Here is a 26,577-nt window from a genome sequence, read left to right as displayed (position 1 = left end):
CAGCGGTCCGGCTAGCCATCCAACTAGGAAGTAGCCACGACGCTCGACAATGTTCGCCCAGTTGGGCCACGCTAAGGCTACGGGCGAATCATTGAGGACAAAGTATGGCTGAGCAGAAGAGTGCCAATATCAAGAATCCTGCTCGGTGGCTAATGACCAATGTCTGGGACCGACTCCCTGACCCTAGCTCAGTTCCCAATCGAAACATTATTGGCGGATGGGCGATGACTTTTCGCCTATCTCCAGGCGATTGCCAAGTCTTCCGCTGCCTTCGTGCGATTGAGTTCATGATGCAGAGAGCAAAGAACAAAATCCAGGAAATGGGATTTTCCGAGGCCGTAAAGGCACGCCACTTAGGTTGGGTGCCTGCGTTCCAAGATGGCCTTAACAAGACCGCCGCCGGGCACGCATGGGAAGACCTCTATCGAGGTTTCTCTTCCGACCGACGAATCCACTTGGAATATGCAATGCACTGGCTGGACGACACGGCTTCTCCAGACAATGTGATGACACAGTCCGACCTTGATGGCCTCATCCAGAGCATCGACGCGCTTCGTAAAGAGATTGCGAGCGCGACCGACCTGGAGGCGGACTTCAAGGCGTTGCTACTAGACATGGTTGAGGCGTTAAGGCGAGCCCTGTCGGAGTATCAAATTCGTGGCGCTTCCGGCGTAGACGATGCCTTGGGTGAAATCATGGGCCGGTTATTGGTCCACTTGAAAGTTGTGCAGGAAAATTCCAAATCGCCCTGGTTTCGCCGCGTGTTCGATGCCGCAATGAAAGTTATCAAGTTTGGCGCTGATGCAAAAGACACAAAAGAGGTACTCGGCGGATTCGGACAGTTGCTTCTTGAAGTGGTCAAGTAGCGGGCCTCATCGAATGCCTCTGTCGACCCGAGCGTCGGCGTTCTCAAAAAAGGCGGCGGCCATCGCCGGCGCAATGCTCCGGCCTGGCCGGTTAAACTCGCTGGCCAATGCCACGCACGTCGGCAACTGCGGAATGTACTGTCTTTGGCCACCCGGTTTAATCAAGAGTGGCCAGTCGAATCTCCAGCTAGACTAGGCTGGACCGTGGCCGATGGTGAACTTCTGTGCGCGCAGACCTTTTCGATGGACTGGATATACCACCGGAACTGATTGTCGAGTTCTTTTTGGTTTTCTCCCGATTCGAGTTCGCGCTGAAAGACATCGGATACTGCCGCCAGAATCGCCACGGCATTGCAGGTCCGAATTGGGAGGGATTTCGTGATGAATCCACTCAATGGTTCCGTGAGCCGGCGGCTGGCAGCGCCGAGTCGCATGCCATCGATGAACTCTTGGCGGAGCCGCCGCGCGTACAAACCGGCCCGAAAGCATGGGAGCCTCGTCCCCTTCGCGCTGGAAGCCGAATAGCTCAGGCGCTGGAAGGCGCTCAACGGGTCCGCAACAACCTGTTCCATGGGGGCAAGCACACGCCACATTCGCCCAAAGGTCGGGATGAAATCTTGGTGCGTTCGGCACTGACCGTTCTTGACTGCTGCTTGGCCTCTCATCAAGCCCTGAGAGAATCCTTCGAACAGCCCTATCGCTACTGACCATGGCGGATTTATCTCATTCTGAAAAACGTAGGCTCGAAACCCTCCTCGGCATGGGGGGCGGCTACGTCTTGGATTTCAGCAACAAGACCTTCGAAGAGTTCGTTCAGGACAGCGTCCGACGGAACATCTACGACAAACGCTACCAGGGCGACCACAGCGGCTCGAAAGCCAATCTCCTTCGCACGTTCTGGAAGGTAGAACACAACCATCTCGTCGCCAAACTTATTGATGGCCTGTTGACCTACGCCAGCGAACGAACAGAGAGGGCTCCTGATTCCGTACTGCTGGAAGGATGCCGGGCCATCACCGCTCGTCTCAAGCAGACCACGCCGCCCGCGGAGGTCGAAGCGCTGGAGGTGCTGGGCAGCGCCGACTTCGAACTCTTGGCGGAGCAATTGCGGCAGGCAATCGAAGGCAACCGCCCGGAGGCGGCTCTCGACCGACTGCACACGTTCGTCGTTCGATTCACACGGGAGTTGAGCGAAGGCCACGGCATCACGACCTCACGGGACAAGCCGCTGCATTCGCTGTTTGGGGAGTACGTGCGGAGTCTGCGGGACGCCGGGCATTTGAAATCCGAAATGACGGCGCGGATATTGAAGTCCAGCATTTCCGTGTTGGAGGCGTTCAACGACGTCCGAAACAATCAAAGTCTGGCTCACGACAACCCAACGTTGAACTACGACGAAAGCCTCCTCATTTTCAACCACGTTGCAGCATCGATTCGGTTTCTGCGCGCGATGGAGCAGCGGATTAAGGAGGCTCAAAAGCCCAAGATGCCCGACCCCTTCGACGACGATGACATACCGTTCTGACTCGCAAGGCAGTTAGCCACGGCGGTCGATGAAGGCGAATCAAGCCGGGTTTTGCTGCGGCCCCGCGTCGCCCACAGAGCGGTCGCGTCGAGCCAGAGAGCACATCGGCGGGCCGCCCAGCCGCCGCGGTCAGCCTCCCAACTCTTGCAGCCGTGTCGCTCCATAACGCGTCAGGACACCCACTGTTATTCGGAACACGCGGCGACTGCCGGAATGGCTCTCTTTGTCCTCAACGTACTCTTCAAAATGTCCCTCCTCGTTCAGGTGCCGCATAACCGCCAACCACGCCTCGCGTTCGGCTACTTCCGATGGTTCTTTAAAGAATCGCGTTCCGTCAGCCACTTTTCTCAATATTTGCTGCTCGCTGAGGATGCTCATGTTGCCTCCGGGCTCTAGGAGACCCCACGGTAGGCGGCTCGGAACCTCCGAACAATCCCTGTCAACTGTCCTAAGCAAAAAAGGCCCGCCTTTTGGCGGGCCTTTTTCAGCAGACGACCTTCCTCACTTCCTTTGCTTTCGCTCCCGCATTGACGGCCCCTTGAAGTCCAGCCGGTGGGGCACACGCGAGAACCAGTCGCACAGTTCTTCGGCTGTGTCGCCCCCACCGAGCCAGTCCGACCACGCCTCCGGCGGGCTCTTGGCCACGACCAGAACGGAGCGTTTCTCCAGAGCCGGTAGGACCACTCTCCGCAGCACCCCCACGTCCTTCCGGTCCAGTGGTTCGTCTCGGTGGCCCCAGTCGTCCAGCACGAGCAGGTCCGTGCGAGCCAGCAGCCGGCGAAAGCGCGGAAGTTCCCCGTTTGCGTCGTATGCCGCCCACTCGCCCAGCAGGTCGGGCACGTCGTAGAAGCGTACCGTCAGCCCTGCTCGCAATACCAAGTTGGCAAGCACAGAGGCCAGGAACGTCTTGCCGCGGCCACTCGCCCCCGTGAGCACCAAATGCTCGTGCTCGCGCACCCAGCGCACATCAAGGAACTCCTGAAGTTCGCGCTTCAAGAAACCCCTTCCCGGTGCGTAGCGCACGTCCTCGGGGCCGACGGCACTCGGCACCCGCGCTTGCACGCAGCGGCGCTCCATCGCCCGCTGCGCCCGTGCTTCGGCCTCGGCCACCACGCCCTCGGCAAGGCGTTCGACGAACGCCCGTGCATCGCCGGAGCCCTCCTGCCGCGCGAAGCGCTCCGCCATCGCTCGCATCTTCAAACCACGCAGGCCGTCCACCCACGTCAAAGCGCTCATGCAGACCTCCCTGGCCCTTTGCGCAGCCCCTTGGACCCCGTCCCACGCAACGGCGGATTGACCCTGGACGAGGCGGGGGCAACAGCCGCGGACGCCGTCTTTTTCCGCCTTCGCGGTCGATGCCTGAGTGCACCGGAGGTGCGGTCGTCCTCCAAGAACGGGTCAGCCATGGGCTCCGACAGGCAGCGCTTGACCGCCGTGTAGTTCAGCAGTTTGCGCTTTACCGCACGGGAGGCGGCGGCTTCCAGTTCCGCTGGATTGGACCCCCGCTCCAAGTCCCGCAGCGCCCAGGCCGCGGGCAGACCCTGCAGCCGTACCTTGCCGGCAAACTGATGCTCCACGACGGCCAGCATCGACGGACCAATCTTCCTGGCCCAGTCCAGCAAGTGCTTCGGCGACCGCTCGCCTTGTGCCCGATGTGCGTCCGGCTGATGGGCCACGTCGGTCGTGGTGCCGCCCTTGCGCACGCCGCGGGCGTGCTTTGCGACGCATTGGCCGTCCACGTATATCTCGACGCCTGCAGGCACAACCTTGGCCTCCGCCTTCCACCCTACATACGCGTGGGGGACGCTGTAGTAGTGCCCATAAACCGGCAAATGGTAATCCGCGGGCACGGTCTGTTTGGCCACCCATTTGCCGTAGACGTAGGGCTCTCGGGGCAACGGCTGCAGAGCCGCGCGGTCGAGGCGTTCGAACTCCGAACGACGGCTGCCCTCGCGCTTCTGGAATGGTCGCGCGTTGTAGCCCTCCATCAACTTGGCCATGACTTCGTTCAAGGCCTCCAAGCTGTAGAACTTCCGCTTCCGAAGTTCGGGCAAGACCCATCGCTGCACGTTCAAGACCGCGTTTTCCACAAGTCCCTTATCTCGCGGTCTGCCAGGTCGTGCAGGCACGATGGCCGTCGTGTTTTTGCGCCCCCAGGCCAAGTAGTGCTCCTGCACCGTGGGGTCTTTGCCAGCGTCCGCGATGGCACTCTTGAGGTTGTCGGGCGATACGGTCGCCGGCGCCCCACCGAAGAAAGCGAGCATTTGCGTGTGTGCGTCCAACCAGTCGGGGACGGCTTGGCTGGCGGTGCAACACGCGAAAGTGTAGCCCGACGCACCCAGCACGCCGACGAAGAGTTCAACCGGCACGGCCTCGCCGGTCGCCTTGTCGCAGTAGGACGGCCTCTTTCCCGAGTAGTCCACAAAAGCCACATATCCGGGCTCGTGCGTCCGCCGCAGGACCAATCCGCGCGCCGTGGCTTCTTTGGCCAACCGCCGCGTGTATTGTGCGTATCCCAAACCTTTCGCCGGGTCTTCGAGGCCGTCGCGGTATTCGGCCCAAAGGCGAGCGCGCGTTGTTCCGTGCTCGGCCAATCTTCTTTCGACGTTGGAAAAATCCGGCACAATTTTGCCGCTCTCCCGCTCCTTTCCGTTTAAGTGCACGTAAAGTTCCGACGGCGTGCATTCGTCCAGCGAAGACTTTCCTTTTGGAAGCCCTTTTTCCTCCCATTTCTTGAAGTACGTGGAAACCGTGGTCTTCGACATAGCCAACATCGCGCCGATGTTGCGGAACGAAAGGCGCCCACCGAAATAGCGGATCATGTCCATCAGTTTGTTTTTCATTCTGCGTCTCCCTGGGTATCGCTCGAAGTCGGCGGAGGCCCATGCCGCCGGGGCAGGACCGGTGCCGCGTGCCGGCAGCGGTGGGAGCGCAGCCGGCGCGTGAACTGCGACCGGCTCAGGGCACGCGGCTGGGCGCGGCGGTAGTCCTCCCACAGCAAGCCGACGGGCGTGCCGTTGCCGAGGGATTCGGCGTAGGCGTCGAGGGCCTCGATTTCAGCCGGAGCGACCCCGGGACGACCGTTCAAGAGGCGGTCCAACTCAGCGGCGGTGCAATCCGACACGTCGGACCAGCGCCACCCCTTTCCAGCCAGCAGTAGCCGGTAGCGAAGCACGGTGGGCCGGACGACGTTGCAGCGTTGGGCGACGACAATGTCCGGTGGCACCGGGGGCGTGAGGAGGGTTTTAACCAAGAAGTAAAGACGTTGATGCAAAGCCATGCGCGTTCTCTCCGCCGGCACGGGCCGGCACGAAGGGAGAAAAAGCAGGGCGCACGGGGCCGCGCCGACCCGTGGGGGCGGTGTTGACTCAGTGCGGGAACGCGCTACAGTGGGCTTGCGGTTGGTATCGCGAAGCGTTGTAAAGCCCGGGTTAGCTTTCCAGAGCGCCCGGGCTTTTTGCGTTTTTCCCTGCCGTAAGTGTTTGGATCGACAGAGGAAGGGCGGCTACATGGCGGCACCTCCCGCCCCTTGGTACGGCCGCGCCACGCCGCCTGCTGGGCTGCGACGTTGGCTGCGGCGGTGCAACGACGGGGAAATGAGTGGGGCCATTCTGACCTCGCAAGGATTCCGCCCCACCGTAGCGCGCAACCGGCGTTCGTCAAGTTTCGTACTTTCAATGGGTTACGCTGATCAGCGAAGTTTGGATTCCGCTCAAAGACTTACGCGCATTGCGTTGCACCGCAACAGTTGCGGCGGCCCGCTATCCGTTCGGCGGCGAACTGAAAGTATCGAGTAGAATCAATGGCCTGAACGGTTTTCGCGTTTTTCCATTGTGAACACTACGGCCGGACGACGCCTTTGATTACTTTGGCGCCCGAAGCCTCGGTTTCCGCGGCCCAAGAACCGGATGTGCAGACGGGCACGAAGCGGGCGGAGCCGCGTCCTTCGCCCGGTTGGCCTGTTCGAAGTTGGCAACCGCAGCCCAGAAGGCCTTCCGGGCGCGCGTCAGCTCGCCTTCCGCAGCGCGAACTCGGCTTCCCCCCACCCCCTCGGCCAGTACCGTCCGTTCGGCTGCTTCGGCTGACGCCACGGCCGCGCGTTCGGCCCGGCGTTTTTGCGCCCACTGCCGCCGCGTCAAGGGACGCCACACCGGCGGCTTGTGTGCTTCCGTATCCCGGCAAGACCGGCGCGCTTCCGCGGTGCGGACGGCCGCTTTGGCCCGTGCGTCCCGCCGCCCCATCGCAACGGTGCAGGCGTGCTCCCAAGCTTCGTGGGCGTCCACCACGGCGCGAACACGGGCGTCTTCGCCGGCCACGGCAAGGAAGCGCCGAAGCCGTTCGGCCTCCTCCGCCGTCGCGTTCAAGGCGGCGAGCAGCTTGGCAAATTCCCTATCGACCTGGGCCGACTCCTGTTCCAGCGCTTCCGTCTGCATGCGTACGATGGCGCGCTCGATGCGGAGCCTTTCTTGGAGTCGAGTGGCCTGCTCATTGAGGACCCGAGCGCTGGCGCCTGTGGCGCGCACGGCCAACGACGAGTCTCCGATGTGTACCCGGGCACGGGAATGCGGGGATGCGGTTCCACCGCTGCGGAGCTGCGCTTGCCCCATGCGCCGTACGTCCCGGTTGTCGCGCTGGACCGAACGGTTGTGGGCCTGGCGCGGGCTGGAACCGCCTCTGCGGAGCGCGGCGGTGGCGGCTCGACCCAGGTGCCGGGTCGGCTCTCGGGTGAGGCGTACCACAGCGTCCGCATCGCCCCGGTCCGCTGCCTCGCTCGATTGGACCGCTAGGGTGCGGTGGTCCACACGAAATGCGAAGCCGGCGGTCAGCAACGCTTCGTTCGTGCGCTCGGCTACCAGGCGGCGGACCGCCTCGACTTCCCGTGGGCCGGTGGTGCGGTCATCAAGCACGCGGATTTTGGCTCCGAACCCAGCGGGTCCGATGCACCGCGTGGCGAGCATCAAATGCGCGTGGAAGTTTCGACCGTCGCCGCCGGGGTCGGGGGCATGGAGCGCGACGAGTACCGCGCAGCGGTATCGGGAAACAAGGTCCTGGGCAACGCGGTCGGCGAGTGCAGACCGGGCGGATTCGGAAAGTTCGTGGGGCAAGGCAACGATCAGGTCGCGACCGACGCGCGCGTTCTTCCGGTTCTCGGCAGCCTCTGCCCGATTCCAGACTTCTTCAATGTCCGCGGCCCAAGGTGGAGCGTCCGGCGGCACCACCATTGATGCCCCAAGGACACCCCTCTTACGGGTGAAGTCGTGAGCCAATCCGGTACGCTCATCGACCAGCCGGACCCCAGCACGGTAGGCCCCTGCGGCCACGGCGCTGTGGCCTTGGGACCGGGACAAGACGCGGAAGCTGGCGTGGTAGATTGCGATGGGGTGAGAGATTCGATTCGGAAACGTCAGGATAAGCACGGATTGGAGCCTGGCAACAGCTCCAGCTAGCGCGCGTTCGGAAGGAACACGGGCGACCCAAGGCTTGCCATTTTCAACAATGGCCTTTTTTTGGACGCCCGTAGTACCCTCAAGGGCACTGCCGTTGGGGCTGCGTTTCACGAACTGCAGCGCGCGGACCAACACCCCCGGCAATGGGGACTACAGGGGAAATTCGATGCCGGAAACGGGACTGGTCGCCGTAAAGAAGCTCGTCCTTGACGTTCGAAACTACCGAACGGTGGCGCAACCAAGCGAACACGCCGCAATTCATGCGCTGATTGCCTTGGACCCCGAATACTTCTGGGGCTTGATGGAAAGCCTCATCGACGACGGCTACCTTCCTACGGAAAACATTATCGTTCTCCGGCAAGGCAAGCAGTTGGTCGTCAAAGAGGGGAATCGGCGCATCGCCGCATTGAAAATCATCCACGGCCTGGTTTCTGCAGATGATTTTGACCTACCGGATGAAATTTCGGAGTCGATAGCCGCGTTGTCGTCGGCCTGGAAAAAGACAAACGCCTCTGTCCCTTGCAACACCTACGACGCCGGAGATAAAGAGATCGTCGACCGGATTGTCTCCCTGACTCACGGGAAGGGAGAGAAGGCCGGCAGGCGACTTTGGAACGCCGTCGCCCGCGCTCGACACAGCAGGGATGAGGGCGGCATCCCGCAACCGCCGCTGGACTTGCTTGAAGCATTTCTCAAATCGGCCAAAAAAATCACTCCGGAACAAGCCGAGAGATGGGCCGGAAAATACAACCTAACCGTGCTTGAAGAAGCATTGAAACGCCTGGCTGTGCGGTTGGGTTATAAATCGGCTCCTGAGTTGGCGAAGGCCTACCCGAAAATCAAGAACAAAGCCTCGTTCGATGAACTCCTTGTGGACATCGGCCTGGAGCAGACGGGGTTTAAGGAGGTTCGGGCCGAAGGCTTCGGGACCAAGTACGGCATGCCACCTCCGACGCCGCAACAGCCGGCACCGGGGGCTACGGGCGGCGCACCGAACGGCCCTCCCGCTGGCTCAACTGGGCCGGGCGGAAGCAGCGGCCCAACCGGAGCGCCACCTTCTTCAGGTGGGGGCGGCACCTCGGGGCCAACGGGGCCAGCTGGCAACCCCAACGCTCCTGGCGGAACAGGAGCAGCGCCACCGACTGCCAAGCCTCCGGTGGCCCATCCGGCGGGCGACCCCAAGGCCGTTGCCGCAATCCTGAAAAAATTCAAGCCCAAGGGGTCTGGTCGTGAGAAGGTGGCGACGCTTCTCAAAGAACTGAAAAGTTTGGACATCGAAGCAACGCCGCACGCCTTCTGCTTCGTGCTGCGCAGCATGTTCGAGATTTCCGCAAAGGCCTACTGCGACGACCACGCTGCTGCGGGATTGATTGCTACGGAAGCAAGCGGGGGCGACAAGAAACTGGCCAAACTGCTGAAAGAAATCGTTAACCACCTCACTGCAAACAATCAGGATACGGCCAAGGTGAAGTTGCTGCAGGGGGCCAGCACCGAACTGGCCAATCCGACCAGCATTTTGTCCATCACGTCGCTGAACCAATTGGTCCACAGCCCGCACTACGTTGTATCCGGTAGCAACGTCTGCCTGACGTTCAAAAACGTCTTCCCGCTTCTCGCTGCGACCAACGGTTGAAAGCCCATGTCTCGATACAACACGCCGTTGCGGTACCCAGGCGGCAAGCAAAAACTGGCCCCATTCGTGGCCGAAATCATGCGCGAGAACGACCTGGAGGGCGGCCACTACGTCGAACCCTATGCAGGCGGTGCAGGGGTCGCCATCGAACTGCTGTTGAACGGAACAGCATCGCAAATCCATCTCAACGATTCGTGCTCCGCGGTCTACTCCTTTTGGAAGTCCGTCTTAGGCGAGACCGAGGAGTTTTGCCGTCGAATTTCGCGAGCCTCGCTCACTGTTCGAGAGTGGCGGCGGCAGCAGGCCATCATCGCCAGCCAGGAAGAACATTCGGCATTGGATGTGGGCTTCAGCCTTTTCTACCTCAACCGCGTCAACCGCTCCGGCATTGTGTCTGGGGGGCTCATCGGCGGCTTGGCCCAAACCGGGGAATGGAAGATGGACGCCCGGTTTTCGCGCGATGAATTGATTCGTCGCGTGGAGGCCATTGCTCGAAAAAAGAGAGCCATCCGCCTGCGCAACTGGGACGCGGAACGGTTCATCAAGGAGTACCTTCCTCGGCTCCCAAGAACGTCTCTGGTGTACTGCGACCCACCGTATTTCGAGAAAGCAGACCGGCTGTACTTGAATCACTACAAGCCCAGCGATCACCAACGCATTGCCAAGGTCATCCAGAAGATGAAGTTGCCCTGGATGGTTTCATACGACTGCGCGCCGAAAATCCTCGATTGCTACGGCCAGCGGAGAGCGTTCGTTTACGGCCTTCAATACAACGCGGCCAAAGCCTACGTCGGCACCGAGGCTTTTTTCTTTTCAGACGGCCTTAAGGTTTCGAAGCGTTCGGCCGTACCGGCCATCGACAAAGCGCTGAGCCGCCCCGGACACCTAATGCTCGGCCAGGAAGCGGCTCAACTGATGGTCGCCTGAGCCGCCTTCGCTCAGATAGTCGAGCGCGGTTGCAAGAGTTTTTTCAGCCGCAGCAGAGCGTTTCCACCAAACCTCACTTTCTTTTTGAGCCCCACCAATCAGCCAATCACACCGACACCATTTTTCCCCGAGCCGCCGCGGTGAGAGTCGCATAGCCTCAGGTGGAACCAATTGTCATGCTGTCTACAGCACTAAGGAGCAATCTATGTCTTCGAACGGAAGTGGGTTTCCGCCGGCGCTTCTTTTCGTGCTCGGCGGAGCATTCGTGACCCTCATTTCGGTGATCCTCTACTGTTCCTACTGCAAGCATTCTGAGAATCGAGCATGCGAAGGTCGATATGCAGAGGAAAAAGCCCGAATCTCTGTATCGAGAAACGCGCCAAGAGACCGAGAACTTGCTTTGGCCGCCGAGCAGGAGCTCGCGTCGTGCAAAAATCGAATTCAGTGTGGCTGGGGGTTTTGCTGAGCGCAGCTCAACGCTACGGAAGAACAAATCGGCAAAAACCAATACCCAACCAGAACCCAATAAATCCGCCGAAAATGGTGCAGAAAATTCTCCAGATGACTGGGTGCTCTGCGCTAAAACTGCGGCGCTCGGATTGTGGCGCTGGCGAGATTGAGGAGGACATCAGCGTATTCGCATCGGAAAGGAATTCACCGTTACCAGATTCTGGTGGATGCGCAAGCCCGAATCCGGCAGCACGACTCCAATGGATTCCCGCTAGCCAGCACCACTTTTCGTCCATCAAATAGCGCCGCGCCAGCGGCGGGGTCTGGGGCAAAGCCCCGGCGCTCTCCGGGACCCAAAGGGTACCGGGCAAACCGCAGGTTTGCGTAAGTGCGCTCTTGCTCCACCTTCATCTTCGCCCCGCACGCCGATTTAGCCTGAAACCGACGCGGCCGCCGTGCGCGCCAAATCGAGCGCTGCGTCCCACGAGCCGGCACGCTGCACCGACTGGAGAAACACGGCAGTCCTGGGGTCTTTTTGCCGGATGCGCCGCACGTTTTCGTGGGTGCGCTTGTCCACGAACAGCGCATCCATGTAGGGGGCATGGCAGAGCAGATGCATGTCCCCCAAATCGCTGCCCTGAGTGCGCGCCGCGACCTGGCGGTGCTTGGTGTAGGCCAAGTGGATGAGCCACGTGGGGAATTGCTCGGGCCGAACACGGCGCAGTTCGTCGTTGGTAAGGCCCAGGTGGCGGGCGGGTATTTCCAGCTGCTTGCGAAAATGGCCGAGGTCGGCTACCTCACTGATGTACCGCATCCCCGCGGCTTCTTGAGCGCTGACGTTGGCCCGCGCGAGCAACGCCTCCCAGACGTTCCCGTGGTCGGCGATGCCTTCGACATCGCCCATGAGTTCCCGGATGAATTGGGCGGCACCATCGACGGCCTCGGACTCGGACGCGCGGGGGTCGCGGCGTTGCACTACTTCCGCAGCCAAGCGTTTCCCCAGAGCGAACAGATTGGCCTTCACCTCCGCCGTCGGAAGAGCCCGAGCGTTTGGCATCAATTTTTCTTTCGAGCGGTCGAGTGCGGCCGCCTGGGACAGCAACGAAACGTTCCGACTCCGTGCGGTCCCCTTCGCCGCATGCCAGTGAAGAATGTCCAGCTGCGGCAAGAGCCAATCGCTGAAATCGGCCCCGGATGCAGGTTCGACCGCACCGGGCCAAACCGCTGCGGCGATGGCCTCGGCCTCCGCGTCGGGCGATTCCAACGCGGCAAGTAGCTCCTGCGCTATCAAGTCAAGCACCGAACCCGGACCGTCGCTTGTGATTCCGGAAAGGGCACACATCGGGGCAATGTAGCCGAGGGCGCGAAACCGTGCTTCCACCTCGTCGCGGTTTTCGTGCTGGGCGAGTTCGACGATGTGGTGAAACGTCAGCGCCAAGCTCCCACCGACAGCCTCGAACGCTGCGAGCCGGACCTGTGTTCCCGCACGGGTCTTCGCCGACCGCAGCGCGGCAATCAGCCCGACCCAGTGGGCCGTATCCAGACACACGACAAACGGTCCTGGTGCCGTGAGCATGCGGGTCTCCTGCAAGGCATGGGCTGCGGCGCCATCATGCAGCCCGTACGTCTCGTTCCGTGAGACGGCTGCGCAATTCGAATTTCCCCGTATGCGGTTCGGGGCTTGCGGGCGATTCGGTGCCTGCTATTCCTGTAAGCGAACCCACAGGAGCCTTACCGCATGACGCACCATTCTTCCGACCCTCGTATTGCCGCCGTTCTCCCCGCTCTCATCGAGCACTTGGACAAACTCGCCGCGTCGCACCGACTTCTGCGGCAATCGGTTTTACGGACAATCCCGGAGCTATCCGGCCCGTTCCGCGACCACGCCGCCGTCGTTGAAGCAGCGATGGAGGGCGAGCGGAGTCTGCTGGTTCCGCCTCAGCTCAAAGGCTGGGATTACGACTTACAACCGCCGTGGCCCTGGAACCGTCCGCACCGAGAAACCCGGCTCGGTGATTGGCTGAAAGCCAGGCGGTCGGTGCGCGGCGGCGACCATCGCCAACCGCCAACGCCCGACGAAGCAGCACGCGAGGATGGGGACGACGAATTTGGCTCCGACCCGGTCCCCGGATTTGGCCGTAAGCCGCAATGAAAAGAAAACGGCTGAGCATTGAAGAACGGGTCGTGAATGCGGCCCGGGAAGTCTCTCAGTTGGAGGCTCGCCGCCGACTGGGAGAAATGCAGCAGGCGTTGCGCCAGAAGGTCAGAATTCGAAGGGAAGAGAGAACGCGCAGGCAAGAACTGGGGCGTGCCGTCATGGTCGCTGGGTGCGGGGACTGGGACGTGTCCGAAATCGTTGGGCTGCTCCTCGATGGCGCTGAGCGTGTGGGCTCATCCCCCACCATGAGGTTGGGAATGGGCCAGCGCGGGGAGCACCATCTGGCGATGGCTCGGAAGGGCCGGCGGGCGTGAGGGAACAGCTAAATCTCAGCCGTGGTCGAACAGCGGAATCGCCCGCGCGTCGTCGAATGTGCATGCCCCATTTCGAACTGCAAACGCAGTTTGGTTGACGACAAAGCCATCGGGCTGCGGCACATCGTACCGCTCTCCCCGCCACACCACCGCGGCCGTGGTGGGGTAAGCGGCAAAGGCTCGTTCGGCCATCTGCCCGAACGCCGGCCCCTCGTGGAACATGCGGGCGTCTACGATGCCTTGGATTTCCATCATCACCACCCCGGGCAGGGCGGCGGTTAGCTGCTCCGCTGCAGAGTTCAAAACCGCATCGATGTGGTCGTGGTGTTCTTTCAGGGTGAGGCGTGGACCAGACAGCGCGAGCACCACTGCGTCCCGCGGCGGTGCAGCTCCCAGAGGCAGGCTGGCAACAAAATACCGACACCCTTGCTCCTGGTGGGCCAACTGCGCATCAGTCCGTGCACGCAGATTCGTTTGAGCGACCGCCGGCAAGCCCCGCACCACCCCGCACAGGCAACCGATGCCGGGCACGTCCACGTTGACCTGTTGGGGATGCTCGCCCGTCGGCAGTACCGCGCGGACGGCCGCTGCCACGTCGGCTTCTGAAGGCGCGTTTTCGGTCAGTGCCGTGTCCAGCCGAATTTCTCCCGCAAGGCCTCGTTCCGCCATCGCGCGCACGACCGCGTTGCCCAACGTCAACGCGGTGCGGTCGTTGAGCCGTTCCTTGGCGGCCCGCGTGATGCGTTTGCACTCGACGTGGAACGCGACGGCGGCGCGTTCGCAACGAAACTCGGGGCCTGCAACGTTGCGGTCGGTCCATGCGATGCGGAACCCTTGCTGCTGGTAGAACCGCGCCGTGGCCCACTCCATGAGAACCGGGTGGGCTTTCCCGTGCATGTCCAGCAGCTTGCTCCGCATGTCGCCTTGCAAGGCCTCGGGCAGGCCCGGCAACAATTGCCCCAACACAAACCCCGCCTCGGCCGCCAGAAAAACCGAGCGGGGCACCTCCAGCGGAAGCGGCTGGGTGTCGTTTCGCGTCAATCGGTCGAACTCCGAGAACGCGTCCAACCAAGGCTGCTTTTCGTCGAGCACCATAAGGCGAAACGGGTTGTTCTGAGCGGCGACGATTGCCCGGGCCTGGCGAGCTTCGTCGATTCGGGCTTGGCCCAGAAAAGCGCGAAGGCGGCGGACCGAGGGAGCGATGTCCGCCGCATGAAGTTCATCGGCGTGCGGTCGGAACGCATTCACAAGACCTGCGCTCATGGTCGTTCCTTTGTTGCTGCTGAAGTGCTACGTCTCACGGCATGCAACGGCAAGCCGTTCCTGTTCACTGCACGCCGTTCTTGGCCGCCCTCTTCTTCCTATCCGCCACCGCCCGAGCCCGACGCTCCTCCCTCCGAACATCCTCGAAATACTTCGCGAACTGCCCCGCCCGATAAGCCGCCAGCGGTGGCACCGGCAAACTGGCCGCAATCCGGTCGATTCGTTCTTTGCGTTGGGACACGGTCGAAGCATCGATGTAATGCCGTGCTTGGACCGAGCGCGCCTCATGCCCGGTCAGTGCCCCCACCTGTGCTTCCGTGAATCCCAAACTGTCGCCTGCCGTGATGAAGTTGTGGCGCGTCGAGTGATACGAAACTGCTTTGTCGTTGATTCGGCATGCGCCGCGAAGCAATGTTCTGTTGAACCATTTGCCGACGCGATTACCCGGGCCGTTCTTCGAACCCGCTGAGCCACCCGGAAACAACGCGGTGAAACCCAAGGCCTTCACGTCGGCGGCGTAGTCCAGAAGGCCGAGCGCCAGCAAGCGTTCCGGCACGGGCACAAAACGCTTGCTCTGGGCGTTCTTGACCGACTTGGCCCCTTCGCCCGTGATGTGGATACCCCACACGCCGCCGACTTCCGCCAGGTCGCTCACCAGCAGTTGGGCGGCTTCGCTGAGCCTTGCCCCGGTGAACAGACCAAACAGGGGAATCCAGAAATACATCGGGTCGTCGTCGCACTGCTCCGCCCGCCGCATCGGGTCGAACAGGGCGCTGAGTTCGTCGGGCCGGAACCCCCGCTTGGTCTTGGTGTACTTGTCGGCGTTGGACTGCAGGCGAAGGCCAGCCAACGGGTTGTGCGGCAACTCCCGGCGCTGGACCGACCAATTGAAGAACGTCCGCAGCCTATCCAGGTGCTTTTCCATCGTACGGATGCTGAGACCGCCCTCGCCCCGCTTCTTGGCCTTGGCCACGATGGCCTTGGCACTCAATCCCTTGTAGGCGGGCAGCACGCGGGCGCGGGCCGGCCAGGAGGCAAGCGCCTCCCGGAACGCATCGATGTGCGTCGGCCCGAGGTCCGCTATGGGGATGTCGTCGAGAAGGTCGCAGAACAGGTCCACGCTGTGTTCGGCCTCCAACTGCGTGGACGCGGCCCGGCTGGTGGACTTGTAGTGGGTGATAAAGCGCTTAGCCGACTCGCGGAGGGACGGGCCTTTCGGCGGTGCCGGGGCAGTGGCCGCCCCCTGCAGCCCGCCAACGCCGGGCAGGCCAGGGATGACCACCCGCATGGCCGCCAGCGCCTCCATCGCCCGGGCGTGGTCGTCGGGGCCATCGGCTTTGAGCGACAGCACGCCGGGGACGTTCAGTTCGTAGTGGCGGCTGTCCGGAGAAGCCGCCGACCGAATCGCCGCATCGAGGTGCTTTTTTGTATCCAAGTCCCCTCCGGCGCATCGGATACTTTGTATCGCCTGCGCCACAGCATAGCCCATGCGGGCTGCGGTGAGCCGTGCGGCATCGCCCGAGGACTTACCCAGGGGGCGCACCAGAAATCGGGTGCCCGTTTTGGCCTGGATGTCGGCGGGCAGCAGGAAGCGGGCGTAGAGCCCGCTGGGACGGCGAAGCAAAAAGGCCTTCGGCACGAATCGATACCTATTTCGATACCTCGGAAGGGATCGGTTGTCGATATCGGATTCGCCGGAATCGCTTGCATTACCAGGCACTTACAGCCGGCAAGCAAGAAAATGGAGCGGGCGATGGGAATCGAACCCACGTCAGTAGCTTGGGAAGCTACAGCTCTACCATTGAGCTACGCCCGCAGCCGGGCTATTTAGCCATAGAGCGAGCAGACGCAGCAATGCGCTACCGTTCGTCGGCGTGTAATCGTTTAGCAGCTGACGCCGCGTTGAACGGGGCGGGCTCGCCTAAGCTGTTCGCCTTGGCGGCAGGGGTGCGTTCAGGGTTTGTACGCTCAGATACCGCTGCCGCAACGCGCCCGCCGGGTGCGTATGCGGCGCCTCTTATAGGGAGACTTTCATGTCGATGTTGATGCGGTTCGCGGCGATTCTGGGCGGCGCGCTGCTTGCGGTGGTCGCGGCCTCCGCCCACGCCGAGTATGTGGACCCGCCCAGCCGGGTCGCACGCTTGAGCTTTACCCGTGGCGAAGTGAGCTTTTCCCCGGCCGGTGAAGACAGTTGGGTCAACGCCACACGCAATCGCCCGCTGATCCGCGGTGACCGCCTCTGGGCCGACCGCGGCGCCCGCGCCGAACTTCAGGCCGGCAATGCCACCTTCCGTATCGATGAAGGCACCAGCTTCCAGATCCTCAATCTCGATGATCGTACCGCCCAGGTGGAAGTGACCCAGGGCACCTTGAATCTGCGCGTGCGTCGACTTTACGAAGGGCAGATCTTCGAGGTCGACACACCGACCCTCGCCTTTGTCGTCTCGCGTCCCGGCGAATACCGCATCGATGTCGACTCCCGCGGCCGCCATACCACGGTCGCTGTATGGGACGGTGATGGCGAAGCGCATGGCGAACGCGCCAATTTCCGCATCCGCGAAGGCGAGGCCATCCGTTTCTACGACACGCGCCTGCAGGACTACGAAACATTCGACATCCCCCGGCCTGACGATTTCGATCGTTTCTGCGCCGAACGCGAGGATCGCTTCGAACGCTCGGTTTCGCGCCAGTACGTATCGGAAGATCTGATCGGCTATTCCGACCTGGACGAATACGGCTCCTGGTCCGCCGTCAGCGACTACGGCAATGTCTGGTTTCCCAGCCGGGTTTCCTCCAGCTGGGCGCCGTATCGCGATGGTCACTGGATCTGGCAGGACCCGTGGGGCTGGACCTGGGTCGACGATGCCGACTGGGGGTTTGCACCTTTCCACTATGGTCGCTGGGTAAACGTGCGCAATCGGTGGGGCTGGATTCCGGGCCCGCGCGGCGGACGCTCGGTCTATGCGCCGGCCCTGGTCGCGTTTGTCGGCGGCAGCGGTTTCAACATCAGCATCAGCTCGGGCCGGCCGATCGGCTGGTTCCCGCTGGGCCCGCGTGACGTCTTCGTGCCGTCTTACCGCACCAGCCGCAACTACTTCACCAGCATCAACGTGTCCAACACGGTGATCAACAACACGTACATCACCAACGTCTACAACGATTACTCCAGCAACCGCAACATGCGCGCGCTGAACTATCACAACCGCGCCGTAGCCGGCGCGATCACCGCCGTTTCCAGCGACACCTTCGTCAACTCTCGCTCGGTACGCCAGCAGATGGTGGCGGTCAACCGCGATGCGGCAGCGCGGGCCGAAGTCAGCCAGGTTGCCGCGTTCGCACCGAACATGCGCAGCGTGGTTGGCTCGGGCCGTGCGGCAACGTCGGCGCCACAGCGGGAAATATTTGACCGTGCCGTAGTCGCCCGCACGGCGCCGCCAGCGCCCGTGGCCTCGTTCAATCAGCGCGAAGCAGTATTGCAGCGTACGCCGGGCCGCGGCATGGGCATGGAAGGCATGGAGTCGGTGCAACGCACGCCGCGCCCCGGCGCGCAGACCGCAGCGCCGGAACGTGTACGCGTGGTCGGTGCCGGCGATGCGGGTAATGTACGCACGGCCGATAGTGCTCCGGGCCGTCGTGGCACCGACCGCAATGCTGGACCTGAGGGGGGCCTGCGCGGCGAGACTGCGCCGGATCGCGGCGGCGCCCTGCGCGAAGGGCGCGGCGCCACGCCTGCCCAAGGCAACCCCTTGCGTGAAGGCGGCGGTGTATCGCCGAGTGAGCGCGCGCCGGTACGTCAGGCGCCCGCCGATGCGGGTCGCGGCGGCAGCCTGACTCCGCCGGAACGCGATTTCACGCGTCCCACCGGCCGTACCTCGCCGGAACGCGTGGAAACCCCGCGTGGCCGCGTGGAACGCGAGGCCGAAACGGCGCCGAACCGCGATATGCCACAGCGTCAGGAACAGCCGGCACAGCGTTTCGAGCGTCGCGAGGCCCCAACGCAGCCGGTACAGCGCGAGGAAACGCCACGCTTCGAACGCCGTGAAGCCCCGCCGCAGCCGGTACAGCGCCAGGAAACTCCGCGCTTCGAACGTCGCGAGGCGCCGCCGCAGCCGGTACAGCGCGAAGAAACGCCACGTTTCGAACGCCGCGAAGCACCGCCGCAACCAGTACAGCGCCAGGAAACGCCACGCTTCGAACGCCGTGAGGCTCCGCCGCAGCCGGTACAGCGCCAGGAAGCACCGCGCGTCGAGCGTCGCGAGGCGCCGCCGCCGGTCCAGCAGGAAGCGCCGCGGGTAGAACGCCGTGAAGCGCCGCCACCGCAGGACAAGCGCGGCGACGACAACAGCGACGACCGCGGACGCCGCAGCAGCGACGACGGCGGCAACAACGGCCGTCGCCGCCGCGACGAGTAAGCGCGTGCTGCGTTGAATGAAGGGGGCGGACTCAGGTCCGCCCTTTTTCTTTGCGGCGCTGATTTCCTCGCGCTGCCACCATCCATTCGCCCATGGCCCTGCAACCGCCGCTTCCGATACGCGACAATCCGACCATGCAAATCCTCCTCAACGGCAATGCCCACGACCTTCCCGAACGCACCACTCTGCAGCAGTTGCTGCAGGATCACGGCTACGCCGGCCGGCGCGTAGCGGTAGAAATCAACCGCGAAATCGTGCCGCGCTCGCAGCACGCCAGCACCGAACTCCAGCCCGCCGACCAGGTAGAAATCGTCCACGCGATGGGAGGTGGGTGAAATTCCGCGCTTACGAGGTGCCATGAATGGCATCTGGTGCGGAATTTCACGCCCGCACAGGGATGTGCGGGCCGGCGCCCTGCACCAAGGATGGTTGCTCACCTCACCGCTAGACCTCGCTTTGGCGATGCGTTGAAGCGCATCGCCAGAGGTCTCGAGCGCCCGGCCAGGGGAGAAAGACCGCGCCTTGGCAATGCATTCAAGTGCAGTGCCTGCGGTCTTGAACGCCCGGCCAAAACCGGCCGGGCTGGCCGCCCTGCTCCAGGGAGGGCTGCTTGCCTTGATGCGCCTTGGCTTCGGCTTCGGCCTCCCTCTGCCTCAACGCGCACCCGCAGAAACCAACCCATCATTTCCCATCCCCCAAGCCCCCCTTGTTACCATTCCCCTTTCCCCGCCTCGTTGTACTTCCATGACCGCATCGCCCTCCGACGCCTTCGTCATCGCCGGCAAGACCTACCGCTCGCGCCTGCTGACCGGCACCGGCAAGTTCAAGGACTTTGAAGAAACCCGCCTCGCCACCGAAGCCGCCGGTGCGGAAATCGTCACGGTGGCGATACGCCGCAGCAATATCGGCCAGGACCCGAGCCAGCCCAACCTGCTCGATGTACTGGACCCGGCGCGCTATACCATCCTGCCCAACACCGCCGGCTGCTATACCGCTGAAGACGCCGTGCGCACCTGCCGGCTCGCACGCGAGCTGCTCGACGGGCACAAGCTGGTCAAGCTCGAAGTGCTGGGCGACCAGCGCACCTTGTTCCCCGACGTCGTGCAGACGCTGCAGGCTGCGGAAACCCTCGTGCGCGAAGGCTTCGACGTGATGGTCTATACCTCCGACGACCCTATCCTGGCCAAGCGCCTGGAACAGATCGGCTGTGTCGCGGTGATGCCGCTGGCCGCGCCGATCGGGTCGGGCCTGGGCATACAGAATCGCTGGAATCTTCTTGAAATTGTAGAAAATGCCAAAGTTCCCATTCTTGTCGATGCCGGCGTCGGCACCGCGTCCGATGCGGCCGTGGCGATGGAACTGGGCTGCGATGGCGTACTGATGAATACGGCAATCGCCGGCGCGAAGAATCCCGTGCTGATGGCCAGCGCCATGCGCAAGGCGATCGAAGCAGGTCGCGAAGCCTTCCTGGCCGGACGCATTCCGCGCAAGCGCTTCGCCTCGGCCTCCAGTCCCATCGACGGAACCCTGGGCTGATGAGCAGCGGCAGCAGCGAGCCGAACGAGCCGGCGCAAGACCAGGCCAGCGCCGAGCCGCGCGCACCGCGGCGGATCAAGAGCTTCGTGCTGCGCCAGGGCCGCATCACCGATGCGCAGCAGCGCGCGTTTGCCGAGCACTGGTCGCGCTACGGCCTGGACTTCCAGGGCGGCCCACGCGACTGGCCTGCGGTATTCGGTAACGACCATCCCGTTACGCTGGAAATCGGCTTCGGCAACGGCGAGCAGCTGGCCTGGGGCGCCCAGGCCGAGCCGCAGCGCAATTTCGTCGGCATCGAAGTGCACCGGCCCGGCGTCGGCCGCGTGCTGAATGCGCTGGCTGCGGCGAACGCCGCCAATGTACGCGTCTATCACTTCGATGCCGTCGAGGTGCTGCAGCAGGAAGTGGCTCCGGCCAGCCTGGACCAGGTACGCATCTACTTCCCCGATCCCTGGCACAAGAAGAAACACAACAAGCGCCGCCTGATCCAGCCCCCGCTGCTGGCGCTGCTCGCCTCGCGCGTGCGCGGCGGTGGCATCTTGCATATGGCGACCGACTGGGCGGACTATGCCGAGCAGATGCTGGCCTTGACCGATGCGGACGCCGCCTGGTCCAACCTGGCCGGCAGCGGAAACTACTCGCCGCGGCCCGATTGGCGCATAGAAACGCATTTCGAACAGCGCGGCCTGAAGCTGGGCCACGGCGTCTGGGATCTGGTTTACCGGCGCGTCTGAGCAGGCCGGCTTGAGCCGACGCCTGCGCGCCGGCAAGGATGATCGAACGGGCGACGATGGAATACGGACTGACCCTGACCACCGACATGATGCTTGTGTTCGGGCTGGTCGTTTTCACCGTGCTGATGCTGGTGCTGGAATGGATCCGCGCCGATCTCGTCGCGCTGTTGGTGATCGTCTGCATCGGCATTACCGGCGTGCTGCCGGTGGAGCAGCTGTTCGACGGCTTCGCCGGCAACGCGGTGATTTCGCTGATCGCCGTGATGATCATGGGCGCAGGCCTGGACCGCACCGGCGTGCTGACCAAGGCCGCCAGCCTGATCCTGCGCATTTCCGCCGGCGTCGAATCGCGCCTGTCGCTGGCCATCAACGTGATGGCCGGCGCGCTGACCTCGATCATGCAGAGCCAGGCCCTGGCCGCACTGCTGCTGCCGGTGGCCTCGCGGGTGTCGGCACGCACCGGCGTGCCGCTCAAGCGGCTGTTGCTGCCGATGGGCTGCATGATCCTGGCCGGCACCAACACAACGATGATCTCCAACTCGCCGCTGATCCTGCTCAACGATCTTATCGTCAGCGCCAACCGCAACCTGCCGCCCGGCGCGGACACCATCGCCCCGTTCAGCCTGTTCGCCATCGCGCCGATCGGCGTACCGCTGCTGATCGTCGGCCTGGCCTATTTCTTCTTTCTCACGCGCAAGCTGCTGCCCGACGAAGAGAGCAAGCAGAAGGTCACGCCGGGCCGCACCGAAACCTATTTCGCCGAAACCTACGGCATCGCCGGCGAAGTGATGGAACTCACCGTCACGGCGGAAAGCCCGCTGGTCGGCATGAGCGTGGGCGAAGTCGAGCAGATGCGCGGCGCGCCACTGATACTGGCGATGAAAAACGGCAACGAATCGCGCCTGGCACCGCCGGCCGACCAGATGATCTGGGTAGGCACCGTGCTCGGCGTGCTCGGACAGCGCGACCAGGTCAACGATTTCGCGCAGAACCAGCTGCTGCGCGTGCAAGCTCGCCTGCGCCAGTTCGGCGACATGTTCAATCCCGGCCGCGCCGGCATTTCCGAAGCAGTGATTCCGCCCAACTCGCGCTACGTGAAGCAGGTGCTCGGCGATCTGCGTATGCGCAAAAGCCACGGCATCAGCGTGCTGGCGATCTACCGCGGCGAGCAGGTATTCCGCGAAGACGTGCGCAAAGTATCGCTGCGGGCCGGCGACACGCTGGTGCTGCACAGCTCCTGGCGCGACCTCGCCCACGCAGCGGAAGACCGCGACTTCGTCGTCGTCACCGATATTCCGAAGGAAGAAGCGCGCCCGGCCAAGCTATGGCATGCACTGACGTTTTTCGGCCTGGCCATGGCCCTGGGCCTGTTCACCAGCATGAAGCTTTCGGTGGCGATGCTTACCGGCGCCGTCGGCATGCTGCTGGCCCGCGTGCTGACCATGGAAGAGGCCTATGCCGCGATCAACTGGAAGACCATCTTTACCCTGGCCTGCCTGATTCCGCTGGGCTGGGCCATGGACACCACCGGTGCGGCCGCCTGGGTTGCCCAGGAAGTGCTGATCTACCTCGGTGCCTGGCCGCAATGGGCCTTGCAGGCGGTGATCGCGGTGCTGGCCCTGTTCTTCGCCCAGGTCATCTCCAATGTCGGCGCTACCGTGATGATGGTGCCGATGGCGATCAATATCGCGCTGGCCTCCAACGGCAATCCGGCGGTATATGCGCTGATCGTGGCGATCTCCACCTCGAACACCTTTGTCATCGCCAATGCGAATCCGGTGCTGACCATAGTCGGCGGCCCCGGCGGTTACCGGCGCCGCGATTTCTGGCGCGTCGGCCTGCCCTTGACCTTGCTGCTGCTGCTCACCTTGCTGGTCTCGGTGAACTGGGTTTTTGGCCGCGCGTAGGCTGCGGGTAAGCCGCAGGCGCATCCCAGCACCAAGCTCCGTCCGCACTGAAAAGACCACTGCCGAGGGAGCGCCCGCCGAAACCCGATGCTTCCTTCGGCCTGGGTTCTTTGCGATTGTGGCAAACCGCGATGTCGGGGGAGCGCCTGCGGCTTACCGCCAACCTGCGTCCGCGCCGAAACATCGGCGCCGCTTTCAGGGCAGGTAAACCACACCATCCCGCAGATGGACAGGCAGCGCCACCAGGCCGCTGCGGCAAGGCCCGGCCAGCGCTGCGCCCGTAGCCAGTTCGAAGGTGGCGCCGTGGGCGGCGCAGATGACATTGCCGTCCTTGATCAGGAATTTGCCGGGCGACCAGTCCAGCCGGCGGCCGGCATGGGGGCATTCGTTGTGGTAGGCCAGCACGCTGTCTCCACGGCGCGCCAGGATCAGGCTGAAGCCGCCGGTGGCACTGTCGATGTCGGCCGCGATCGCGCAGCCGTCGGGAATGTCGTCGAGACGGCAAAGCGCCTTGTCGGCGCCGGCACTGACTTCATGCACTTGAGTTGCTACCGGAATACCCCACACTGGGCCCATGCATCATGCCACATGGAGTCGACTGCCCATGGTCGCCGCGCTGTTCCGTCTGCCTCGCCCGCGCAACCCCTTGCTGCGTGCCCTGTCTGTCGTGCTGGCCCTGGTGGCCGCCGCCGCGACGGTGTTTTTCGGCATTCTCGTCGTCATCGCGCTGGCCGTCGTTGGTGCCGTGTTCTGGGCGACACGCCAGTTCGGCAGGCCGCGCCCGGCGGCTCCGGTCGACAGCAATGTCGAGCCCGCCAGCCCGCGCAGCAGCACTCGGGCGACACCGCCCGGCGTCATCGAAGGCGAATTCGTTGTCGTGCGCGAACCGGCAGAACAGCCGCGCCGCTAGTCGGCGTCAGTGTCGGAAAACAGTTCCAGCGCCATCACGATGGCATCCTCGCGCCCGCGCGTGGCCGGATAGTAGTTCGGCCGCCGGCCGATCTCATTGAAGCCCAGCGAGTGATACAGCTGGATCGCACGCGGATTGGACGGCCGCACTTCCAGGAAGATGCGCTCGGCCCGGTGCCAGCGCGCCAGATCCATCAGGCGGCGCATCAGCCGCCGGCCCTGGCCCTGGCCCTGTGCATCCGGCGACACGCAGACATTCAGCACATGCGCCTCGCCGGCGGCGACCGACAGCACGCCATAGCCGATCAGGCTTTCCTCGCGCACCAGCACCCAGCAGTTGTAGCCGGCACGCACACAGTCGCGGAAGATGCCTTCGCTCCAGGGAAATTCGTAGGCGCGCGCCTCCAGCGCCGCAACCTGGGGAATTTCCTCGTTGCGCAACGGACGCATTTCCGGCAAGCCGGATTTCAGGATGGCAACCACGCCTACTCCCGCAATTGCCGCCGCAGCGGCCGCAAGGCCTGCCAGAGCAGGCGTTTGGCCATGCCGTCGCCGCGCCACTGCGCAGGCGCCGAGGTCACCACGATACTTGCCGCCTGTTGCGCCGCAGTCGGCAGCTCGGCACCCAATACCCGGGCCAGGTGATTGCCCAATACCAGGAAGGCGGCGGCATCCAGCTCCAGCTCGGCCAGGCGGCCGTCGCGCGGCATATGCCAGAGCAAAGCCGATTCGGCGATGCCCAGTGCCGCTGCAATGGTCCGCGTCGCTTCGCCGCGCGGCTGATCGCTGATCACCGCCACGCGCAGATGATTCGGCACGGCAGCCACCGCTGCCGCCGTTTCCACCGCGCCCGCGTCCGTCACGGCAGCGCCGCGCTGGCGCAGGCGATAGGTAACCACGCCCATGGCATCGAGCTGGCGCAAACGCCGCGGCGAGAAGGCCAGCGCCGTCATGGCTGATGCCGCGCCGGCAAACCCGCAAGGCGGGCGATGAATGAGGCATAGATCTGGTCTATGGCTTTGCCGTAGGCCGCGACCGTGGCCGGAATTTCCTTGCCCTCGGCCGGCACGCGCGCGCTGTAGACCTCTTCGGCCAGCAAGTGGCCGGCATGTTCGATACGCATCTGCAGGCCGACCTCCACGCGGGTCTCTTCGCCGTCCTGTACGCGCTCGAAGCGCTGGATCACCGCACTGACGCGATACGCGTCGGCGCTGGCAGGCAGGCGGTCACTGATCTGCGGCGATGCATCGATGCCGCGCAGCACGCGGATCAGACGCCGTTGCAGCATGCGCGACGGCGGATCGCTCCATTGCTGGTAGTGGTAGGTGCGCAATGCATGGCCATCCACGTCCAGTGCGTAGATCAGGGCCTGGTCGGCATAGATGCCGTCGGCATTGAACACCGCCACGTCGATCGGCAATTCGACCCGGGCCGCACGCGTCGGCGGCAATACCGGATCGGGCAGGCGGTACCAGGTCATGTCCGGCACCGGCACAGCGCCGCAACCGCTCAACAGCAGCGCCGCTGCCAGGGCCATCGTGGCCAGCCTCATCGTTCGGACTCCTCGACCTTGTCGGCCTTGGGCGACAGCAGCAACCGGTTCGGATTCTTGCGGATCTCGCGACTGAATTCATCCAGGTTGCGGCTGGCCGAATCCATATGGTGGGTGATCGCGTCGATACGGCTGGACAGCGCCGCCAGCACCGCGCGCAGATCGGTCACCGCGGCCTCGACGCCGGGACGGTTGTCCTTGGTCATGCCGGCCAGGTCGCCCACGGCCGCATCGAGATTGCGCTTGGTCACGTCCAGGTCACGGCTGAGCGCCTGCACTTCGCCCAGGATGTCGCTGACCGCAGCCCGGTTCGATGGCTTGAGCAGGTCGTTGACGGCTTCGGAAGCCTGGGTCAGGCGGACCAGCAGATCCTGCGCCTGGTTGATGATCTTCGGCGTGCCCTGGTCGAGCGAGCCGGTGATCGAATCCACGCGCTGGGACAGGTTGCGGATCAGCGGCGTGATCTGGCTGCGCGTCAGCGTGGTGATCTCGCCGGCCAGTTCGTTCATGGCGCCGAACAGGTCGGTGCCCTCCTCGCCCTTGATCTCGCCGCCCACGGCCAGCGCATCCTTCGCCGTACCTTCGCGGATGGCCACGGTCACATCGGCGAGCAGGCCGCTGGACTGCATGCGCGCGACCGAATCGGCCGGAATCGGCCAGTCGGCGCGCAGATTCAGTTCGATCCGGTAGCGCGTGCCTTCGCTGCCGCGCTCGGGCAGCACTTCGCCGACCTGGCCGATGCGATAGCCCTGATAGAACACCGGCGCGCCCGCGCGCAGGCCGCTGACATTGCGGTAATAGGTGTGGTATTCGGCCTCGCCGCCGCGCCGGCCGGTGATCAGGAACAGCGCCAGCAACAGCAGCGCCAGTGCTGCCAGCACGACGCTGCCGACCAGGGTGTAATTCACATGGTCACGTTTCACGCGAGGCTCCGCTGGGCCGGA

25 protein-coding genes, 1 tRNA gene and 1 pseudogene are annotated in these 26,577 nt (G+C 63.6%); 12 read left to right on the top strand and 15 right to left on the bottom strand.

What is annotated here, in order from left to right:
* Positions 1–104: 104 nt before the first annotated feature.
* The 3 genes from DFR29_RS06035 to DFR29_RS06025 all read left to right on the top strand — a co-directional run bounded on the left by DFR29_RS06035 (position 105) and on the right by DFR29_RS06025 (position 2,391).
* A complete protein-coding gene (locus DFR29_RS06035) occupies positions 105–866 on the top strand; it encodes a hypothetical protein (protein ID WP_133817689.1) in 762 nt (253 codons plus the stop codon).
* Between the two features lie 224 nt (positions 867–1,090).
* Positions 1,091–1,573, top strand: a complete 483-nt coding sequence (locus DFR29_RS06030) for a hypothetical protein (protein ID WP_133817688.1) — start codon at positions 1,091–1,093, stop codon at positions 1,571–1,573.
* Between the two features lie 2 nt (positions 1,574–1,575).
* Positions 1,576–2,391 (top strand): abortive infection family protein, encoded by an 816-nt coding sequence (locus DFR29_RS06025; RefSeq protein WP_133817687.1) that lies wholly within the window; start codon positions 1,576–1,578, stop codon positions 2,389–2,391.
* 129 nt (positions 2,392–2,520) lie between these two features.
* On the opposite strand, the gene DFR29_RS06020 is transcribed toward DFR29_RS06025, so the two are convergent.
* From DFR29_RS06020 to DFR29_RS30455, 6 genes and pseudogenes are all read right to left on the bottom strand, one after another.
* Positions 2,521–2,769 (bottom strand): hypothetical protein, encoded by a 249-nt coding sequence (locus tag DFR29_RS06020; RefSeq protein WP_133817686.1) that lies wholly within the window; start codon positions 2,767–2,769, stop codon positions 2,521–2,523.
* A 123-nt stretch (positions 2,770–2,892) separates the two neighbouring features.
* Positions 2,893–3,627, bottom strand: coding sequence for an ATP-binding protein (locus DFR29_RS06015; protein WP_133817685.1), 735 nt, complete (start codon positions 3,625–3,627; stop codon positions 2,893–2,895).
* Positions 3,624–5,234, bottom strand: coding sequence for an IS21 family transposase (gene istA / locus DFR29_RS06010; RefSeq protein WP_133817684.1), 1,611 nt, complete (start codon positions 5,232–5,234; stop codon positions 3,624–3,626). The genes DFR29_RS06015 and istA overlap by 4 nt, the downstream gene beginning before the upstream one ends.
* Entirely contained in the window at positions 5,231–5,671 is a 441-nt protein-coding gene (locus DFR29_RS06005; RefSeq protein ID WP_133817683.1) for a hypothetical protein, read from the bottom strand. The genes istA and DFR29_RS06005 overlap by 4 nt, the downstream gene beginning before the upstream one ends.
* A 583-nt stretch (positions 5,672–6,254) precedes the next feature.
* A complete protein-coding gene (locus tag DFR29_RS29945; RefSeq protein ID WP_243745974.1) occupies positions 6,255–6,920 on the bottom strand; it encodes a hypothetical protein in 666 nt (221 codons plus the stop codon).
* Between the two features lie 294 nt (positions 6,921–7,214).
* Positions 7,215–7,712 (bottom strand): annotated as a pseudogene (locus DFR29_RS30455) (MobA/MobL family protein); the annotation flags it as partial.
* 292 nt (positions 7,713–8,004) lie between these two features.
* Between DFR29_RS30455 and DFR29_RS05995 the strand changes: the two are divergent.
* Both DFR29_RS05995 and DFR29_RS05990 read left to right on the top strand, forming a co-directional pair.
* Positions 8,005–9,471, top strand: coding sequence for a hypothetical protein (locus tag DFR29_RS05995; protein ID WP_133817681.1), 1,467 nt, complete (start codon positions 8,005–8,007; stop codon positions 9,469–9,471).
* Positions 9,472–9,477: 6 nt separating this feature from the next.
* Positions 9,478–10,398, top strand: a complete 921-nt coding sequence (locus tag DFR29_RS05990; protein ID WP_133817680.1) for a DNA adenine methylase — start codon at positions 9,478–9,480, stop codon at positions 10,396–10,398.
* Between the two features lie 880 nt (positions 10,399–11,278).
* Here the strand turns inward: DFR29_RS05990 and DFR29_RS05980 are convergent.
* Positions 11,279–12,424 (bottom strand): hypothetical protein, encoded by a 1,146-nt coding sequence (locus DFR29_RS05980; protein WP_133817678.1) that lies wholly within the window; start codon positions 12,422–12,424, stop codon positions 11,279–11,281.
* Between the two features lie 162 nt (positions 12,425–12,586).
* Between DFR29_RS05980 and DFR29_RS05975 the strand changes: the two genes are divergently transcribed.
* A complete protein-coding gene (locus DFR29_RS05975; RefSeq protein ID WP_133817677.1) occupies positions 12,587–13,000 on the top strand; it encodes a hypothetical protein in 414 nt (137 codons plus the stop codon).
* Between the two features lie 335 nt (positions 13,001–13,335).
* Here DFR29_RS05975 and DFR29_RS05965 read toward each other — a convergent pair whose 3' ends face one another.
* From DFR29_RS05965 to DFR29_RS05955, 3 genes are all read right to left on the bottom strand, one after another.
* Positions 13,336–14,583 (bottom strand): hypothetical protein, encoded by a 1,248-nt coding sequence (locus DFR29_RS05965; RefSeq protein WP_133817675.1) that lies wholly within the window; start codon positions 14,581–14,583, stop codon positions 13,336–13,338.
* Positions 14,584–14,647: 64 nt separating this feature from the next.
* Positions 14,648–16,222 carry a site-specific integrase gene (locus DFR29_RS05960; protein WP_133817674.1) on the bottom strand — a complete coding sequence of 525 codons (1,575 nt, stop codon included), beginning with the start codon at positions 16,220–16,222 and terminating at the stop codon, positions 14,648–14,650.
* Between the two features lie 103 nt (positions 16,223–16,325).
* A tRNA-Gly gene (locus DFR29_RS05955) sits at positions 16,326–16,399 on the bottom strand.
* A gap of 217 nt (positions 16,400–16,616) precedes the next feature.
* On the opposite strand from DFR29_RS05955, the gene DFR29_RS05950 reads away from it, so the two are divergent.
* From DFR29_RS05950 to DFR29_RS05930, 5 genes are all read left to right on the top strand, one after another.
* Positions 16,617–18,995, top strand: coding sequence for a DUF6600 domain-containing protein (locus tag DFR29_RS05950; protein WP_133817673.1), 2,379 nt, complete (start codon positions 16,617–16,619; stop codon positions 18,993–18,995).
* 134 nt (positions 18,996–19,129) lie between these two features.
* Positions 19,130–19,330 carry a sulfur carrier protein ThiS gene (gene thiS / locus DFR29_RS05945; protein WP_133817672.1) on the top strand — a complete coding sequence of 67 codons (201 nt, stop codon included), beginning with the start codon at positions 19,130–19,132 and terminating at the stop codon, positions 19,328–19,330.
* A gap of 409 nt (positions 19,331–19,739) precedes the next feature.
* Positions 19,740–20,531 (top strand): thiazole synthase, encoded by a 792-nt coding sequence (locus tag DFR29_RS05940; RefSeq protein ID WP_133817671.1) that lies wholly within the window; start codon positions 19,740–19,742, stop codon positions 20,529–20,531.
* Positions 20,531–21,265, top strand: coding sequence for a tRNA (guanosine(46)-N7)-methyltransferase TrmB (gene trmB, locus DFR29_RS05935; protein WP_133817670.1), 735 nt, complete (start codon positions 20,531–20,533; stop codon positions 21,263–21,265). Before DFR29_RS05940 ends, trmB begins: the two co-directional genes overlap by 1 nt.
* A gap of 56 nt (positions 21,266–21,321) precedes the next feature.
* Positions 21,322–23,172 (top strand): SLC13 family permease, encoded by a 1,851-nt coding sequence (locus DFR29_RS05930; protein WP_208113519.1) that lies wholly within the window; start codon positions 21,322–21,324, stop codon positions 23,170–23,172.
* Between the two features lie 195 nt (positions 23,173–23,367).
* On the opposite strand, the gene DFR29_RS05925 is transcribed toward DFR29_RS05930, so the two are convergent.
* A complete protein-coding gene (locus tag DFR29_RS05925) occupies positions 23,368–23,712 on the bottom strand; it encodes a Rieske (2Fe-2S) protein (RefSeq protein ID WP_243745972.1) in 345 nt (114 codons plus the stop codon).
* A 64-nt stretch (positions 23,713–23,776) separates the two neighbouring features.
* Between DFR29_RS05925 and DFR29_RS05920 the strand changes: the two genes are divergently transcribed.
* Positions 23,777–24,082: a hypothetical protein gene (locus DFR29_RS05920; protein ID WP_133817668.1), complete on the top strand. Its 306-nt coding sequence runs from the start codon at positions 23,777–23,779 to the stop codon at positions 24,080–24,082.
* On the opposite strand, the gene rimI is transcribed toward DFR29_RS05920, so the two are convergent.
* From rimI to DFR29_RS05900, 4 genes are read right to left on the bottom strand one after another with little or no spacing between them, the layout of a single operon-like run.
* Positions 24,079–24,531: a ribosomal protein S18-alanine N-acetyltransferase gene (rimI, locus tag DFR29_RS05915; protein WP_133817943.1), complete on the bottom strand. Its 453-nt coding sequence runs from the start codon at positions 24,529–24,531 to the stop codon at positions 24,079–24,081. The two genes, DFR29_RS05920 and rimI, sit on opposite strands and share 4 nt — an antisense overlap.
* 35 nt (positions 24,532–24,566) lie before the next feature.
* Positions 24,567–25,034, bottom strand: coding sequence for a hypothetical protein (locus tag DFR29_RS05910; RefSeq protein ID WP_133817667.1), 468 nt, complete (start codon positions 25,032–25,034; stop codon positions 24,567–24,569).
* A complete protein-coding gene (locus tag DFR29_RS05905) occupies positions 25,031–25,633 on the bottom strand; it encodes an ABC-type transport auxiliary lipoprotein family protein (RefSeq protein WP_133817666.1) in 603 nt (200 codons plus the stop codon). The genes DFR29_RS05910 and DFR29_RS05905 overlap by 4 nt, the downstream gene beginning before the upstream one ends.
* Positions 25,630–26,556: an MlaD family protein gene (locus tag DFR29_RS05900; RefSeq protein ID WP_166653905.1), complete on the bottom strand. Its 927-nt coding sequence runs from the start codon at positions 26,554–26,556 to the stop codon at positions 25,630–25,632. The genes DFR29_RS05905 and DFR29_RS05900 overlap by 4 nt, the downstream gene beginning before the upstream one ends.
* Positions 26,557–26,577 lie beyond the last annotated feature (21 nt).

It is taken from the genome of Tahibacter aquaticus, assembly GCF_004363655.1.
Classification (GTDB): Bacteria; Pseudomonadota; Gammaproteobacteria; order Xanthomonadales; family Rhodanobacteraceae; genus Tahibacter; species Tahibacter aquaticus.
Note: the sequence above shows the minus strand (reverse complement) of the source record. Positions and strands in the feature narration are given on the sequence as shown.

Coding starts and splice junctions, on each gene's coding strand:
- DFR29_RS06035 (WP_133817689.1), top strand. CDS start 105: ATGGCTGAGCAGAAGAGTGCCAATATCAAGAATCCTGCTCGGTGGCTA.
- DFR29_RS06025 (WP_133817687.1), top strand. CDS start 1,576: ATGGCGGATTTATCTCATTCTGAAAAACGTAGGCTCGAAACCCTCCTC.
- DFR29_RS06020 (WP_133817686.1), bottom strand. CDS start 2,769: ATGAGCATCCTCAGCGAGCAGCAAATATTGAGAAAAGTGGCTGACGGA.
- DFR29_RS06015 (WP_133817685.1), bottom strand. CDS start 3,627: ATGAGCGCTTTGACGTGGGTGGACGGCCTGCGTGGTTTGAAGATGCGA.
- istA (WP_133817684.1), bottom strand. CDS start 5,234: ATGAAAAACAAACTGATGGACATGATCCGCTATTTCGGTGGGCGCCTT.
- DFR29_RS06005 (WP_133817683.1), bottom strand. CDS start 5,671: ATGGCTTTGCATCAACGTCTTTACTTCTTGGTTAAAACCCTCCTCACG.
- DFR29_RS05995 (WP_133817681.1), top strand. CDS start 8,005: ATGCCGGAAACGGGACTGGTCGCCGTAAAGAAGCTCGTCCTTGACGTT.
- DFR29_RS05990 (WP_133817680.1), top strand. CDS start 9,478: ATGTCTCGATACAACACGCCGTTGCGGTACCCAGGCGGCAAGCAAAAA.
- DFR29_RS05980 (WP_133817678.1), bottom strand. CDS start 12,424: ATGCTCACGGCACCAGGACCGTTTGTCGTGTGTCTGGATACGGCCCAC.
- DFR29_RS05975 (WP_133817677.1), top strand. CDS start 12,587: ATGACGCACCATTCTTCCGACCCTCGTATTGCCGCCGTTCTCCCCGCT.
- DFR29_RS05965 (WP_133817675.1), bottom strand. CDS start 14,583: ATGAGCGCAGGTCTTGTGAATGCGTTCCGACCGCACGCCGATGAACTT.
- DFR29_RS05950 (WP_133817673.1), top strand. CDS start 16,617: ATGTCGATGTTGATGCGGTTCGCGGCGATTCTGGGCGGCGCGCTGCTT.
- thiS (WP_133817672.1), top strand. CDS start 19,130: ATGCAAATCCTCCTCAACGGCAATGCCCACGACCTTCCCGAACGCACC.
- DFR29_RS05940 (WP_133817671.1), top strand. CDS start 19,740: ATGACCGCATCGCCCTCCGACGCCTTCGTCATCGCCGGCAAGACCTAC.
- trmB (WP_133817670.1), top strand. CDS start 20,531: ATGAGCAGCGGCAGCAGCGAGCCGAACGAGCCGGCGCAAGACCAGGCC.
- DFR29_RS05930 (WP_208113519.1), top strand. CDS start 21,322: ATGGAATACGGACTGACCCTGACCACCGACATGATGCTTGTGTTCGGG.
- DFR29_RS05920 (WP_133817668.1), top strand. CDS start 23,777: ATGGTCGCCGCGCTGTTCCGTCTGCCTCGCCCGCGCAACCCCTTGCTG.
- rimI (WP_133817943.1), bottom strand. CDS start 24,531: ATGCGTCCGTTGCGCAACGAGGAAATTCCCCAGGTTGCGGCGCTGGAG.
- DFR29_RS05910 (WP_133817667.1), bottom strand. CDS start 25,034: ATGACGGCGCTGGCCTTCTCGCCGCGGCGTTTGCGCCAGCTCGATGCC.
- DFR29_RS05905 (WP_133817666.1), bottom strand. CDS start 25,633: ATGAGGCTGGCCACGATGGCCCTGGCAGCGGCGCTGCTGTTGAGCGGT.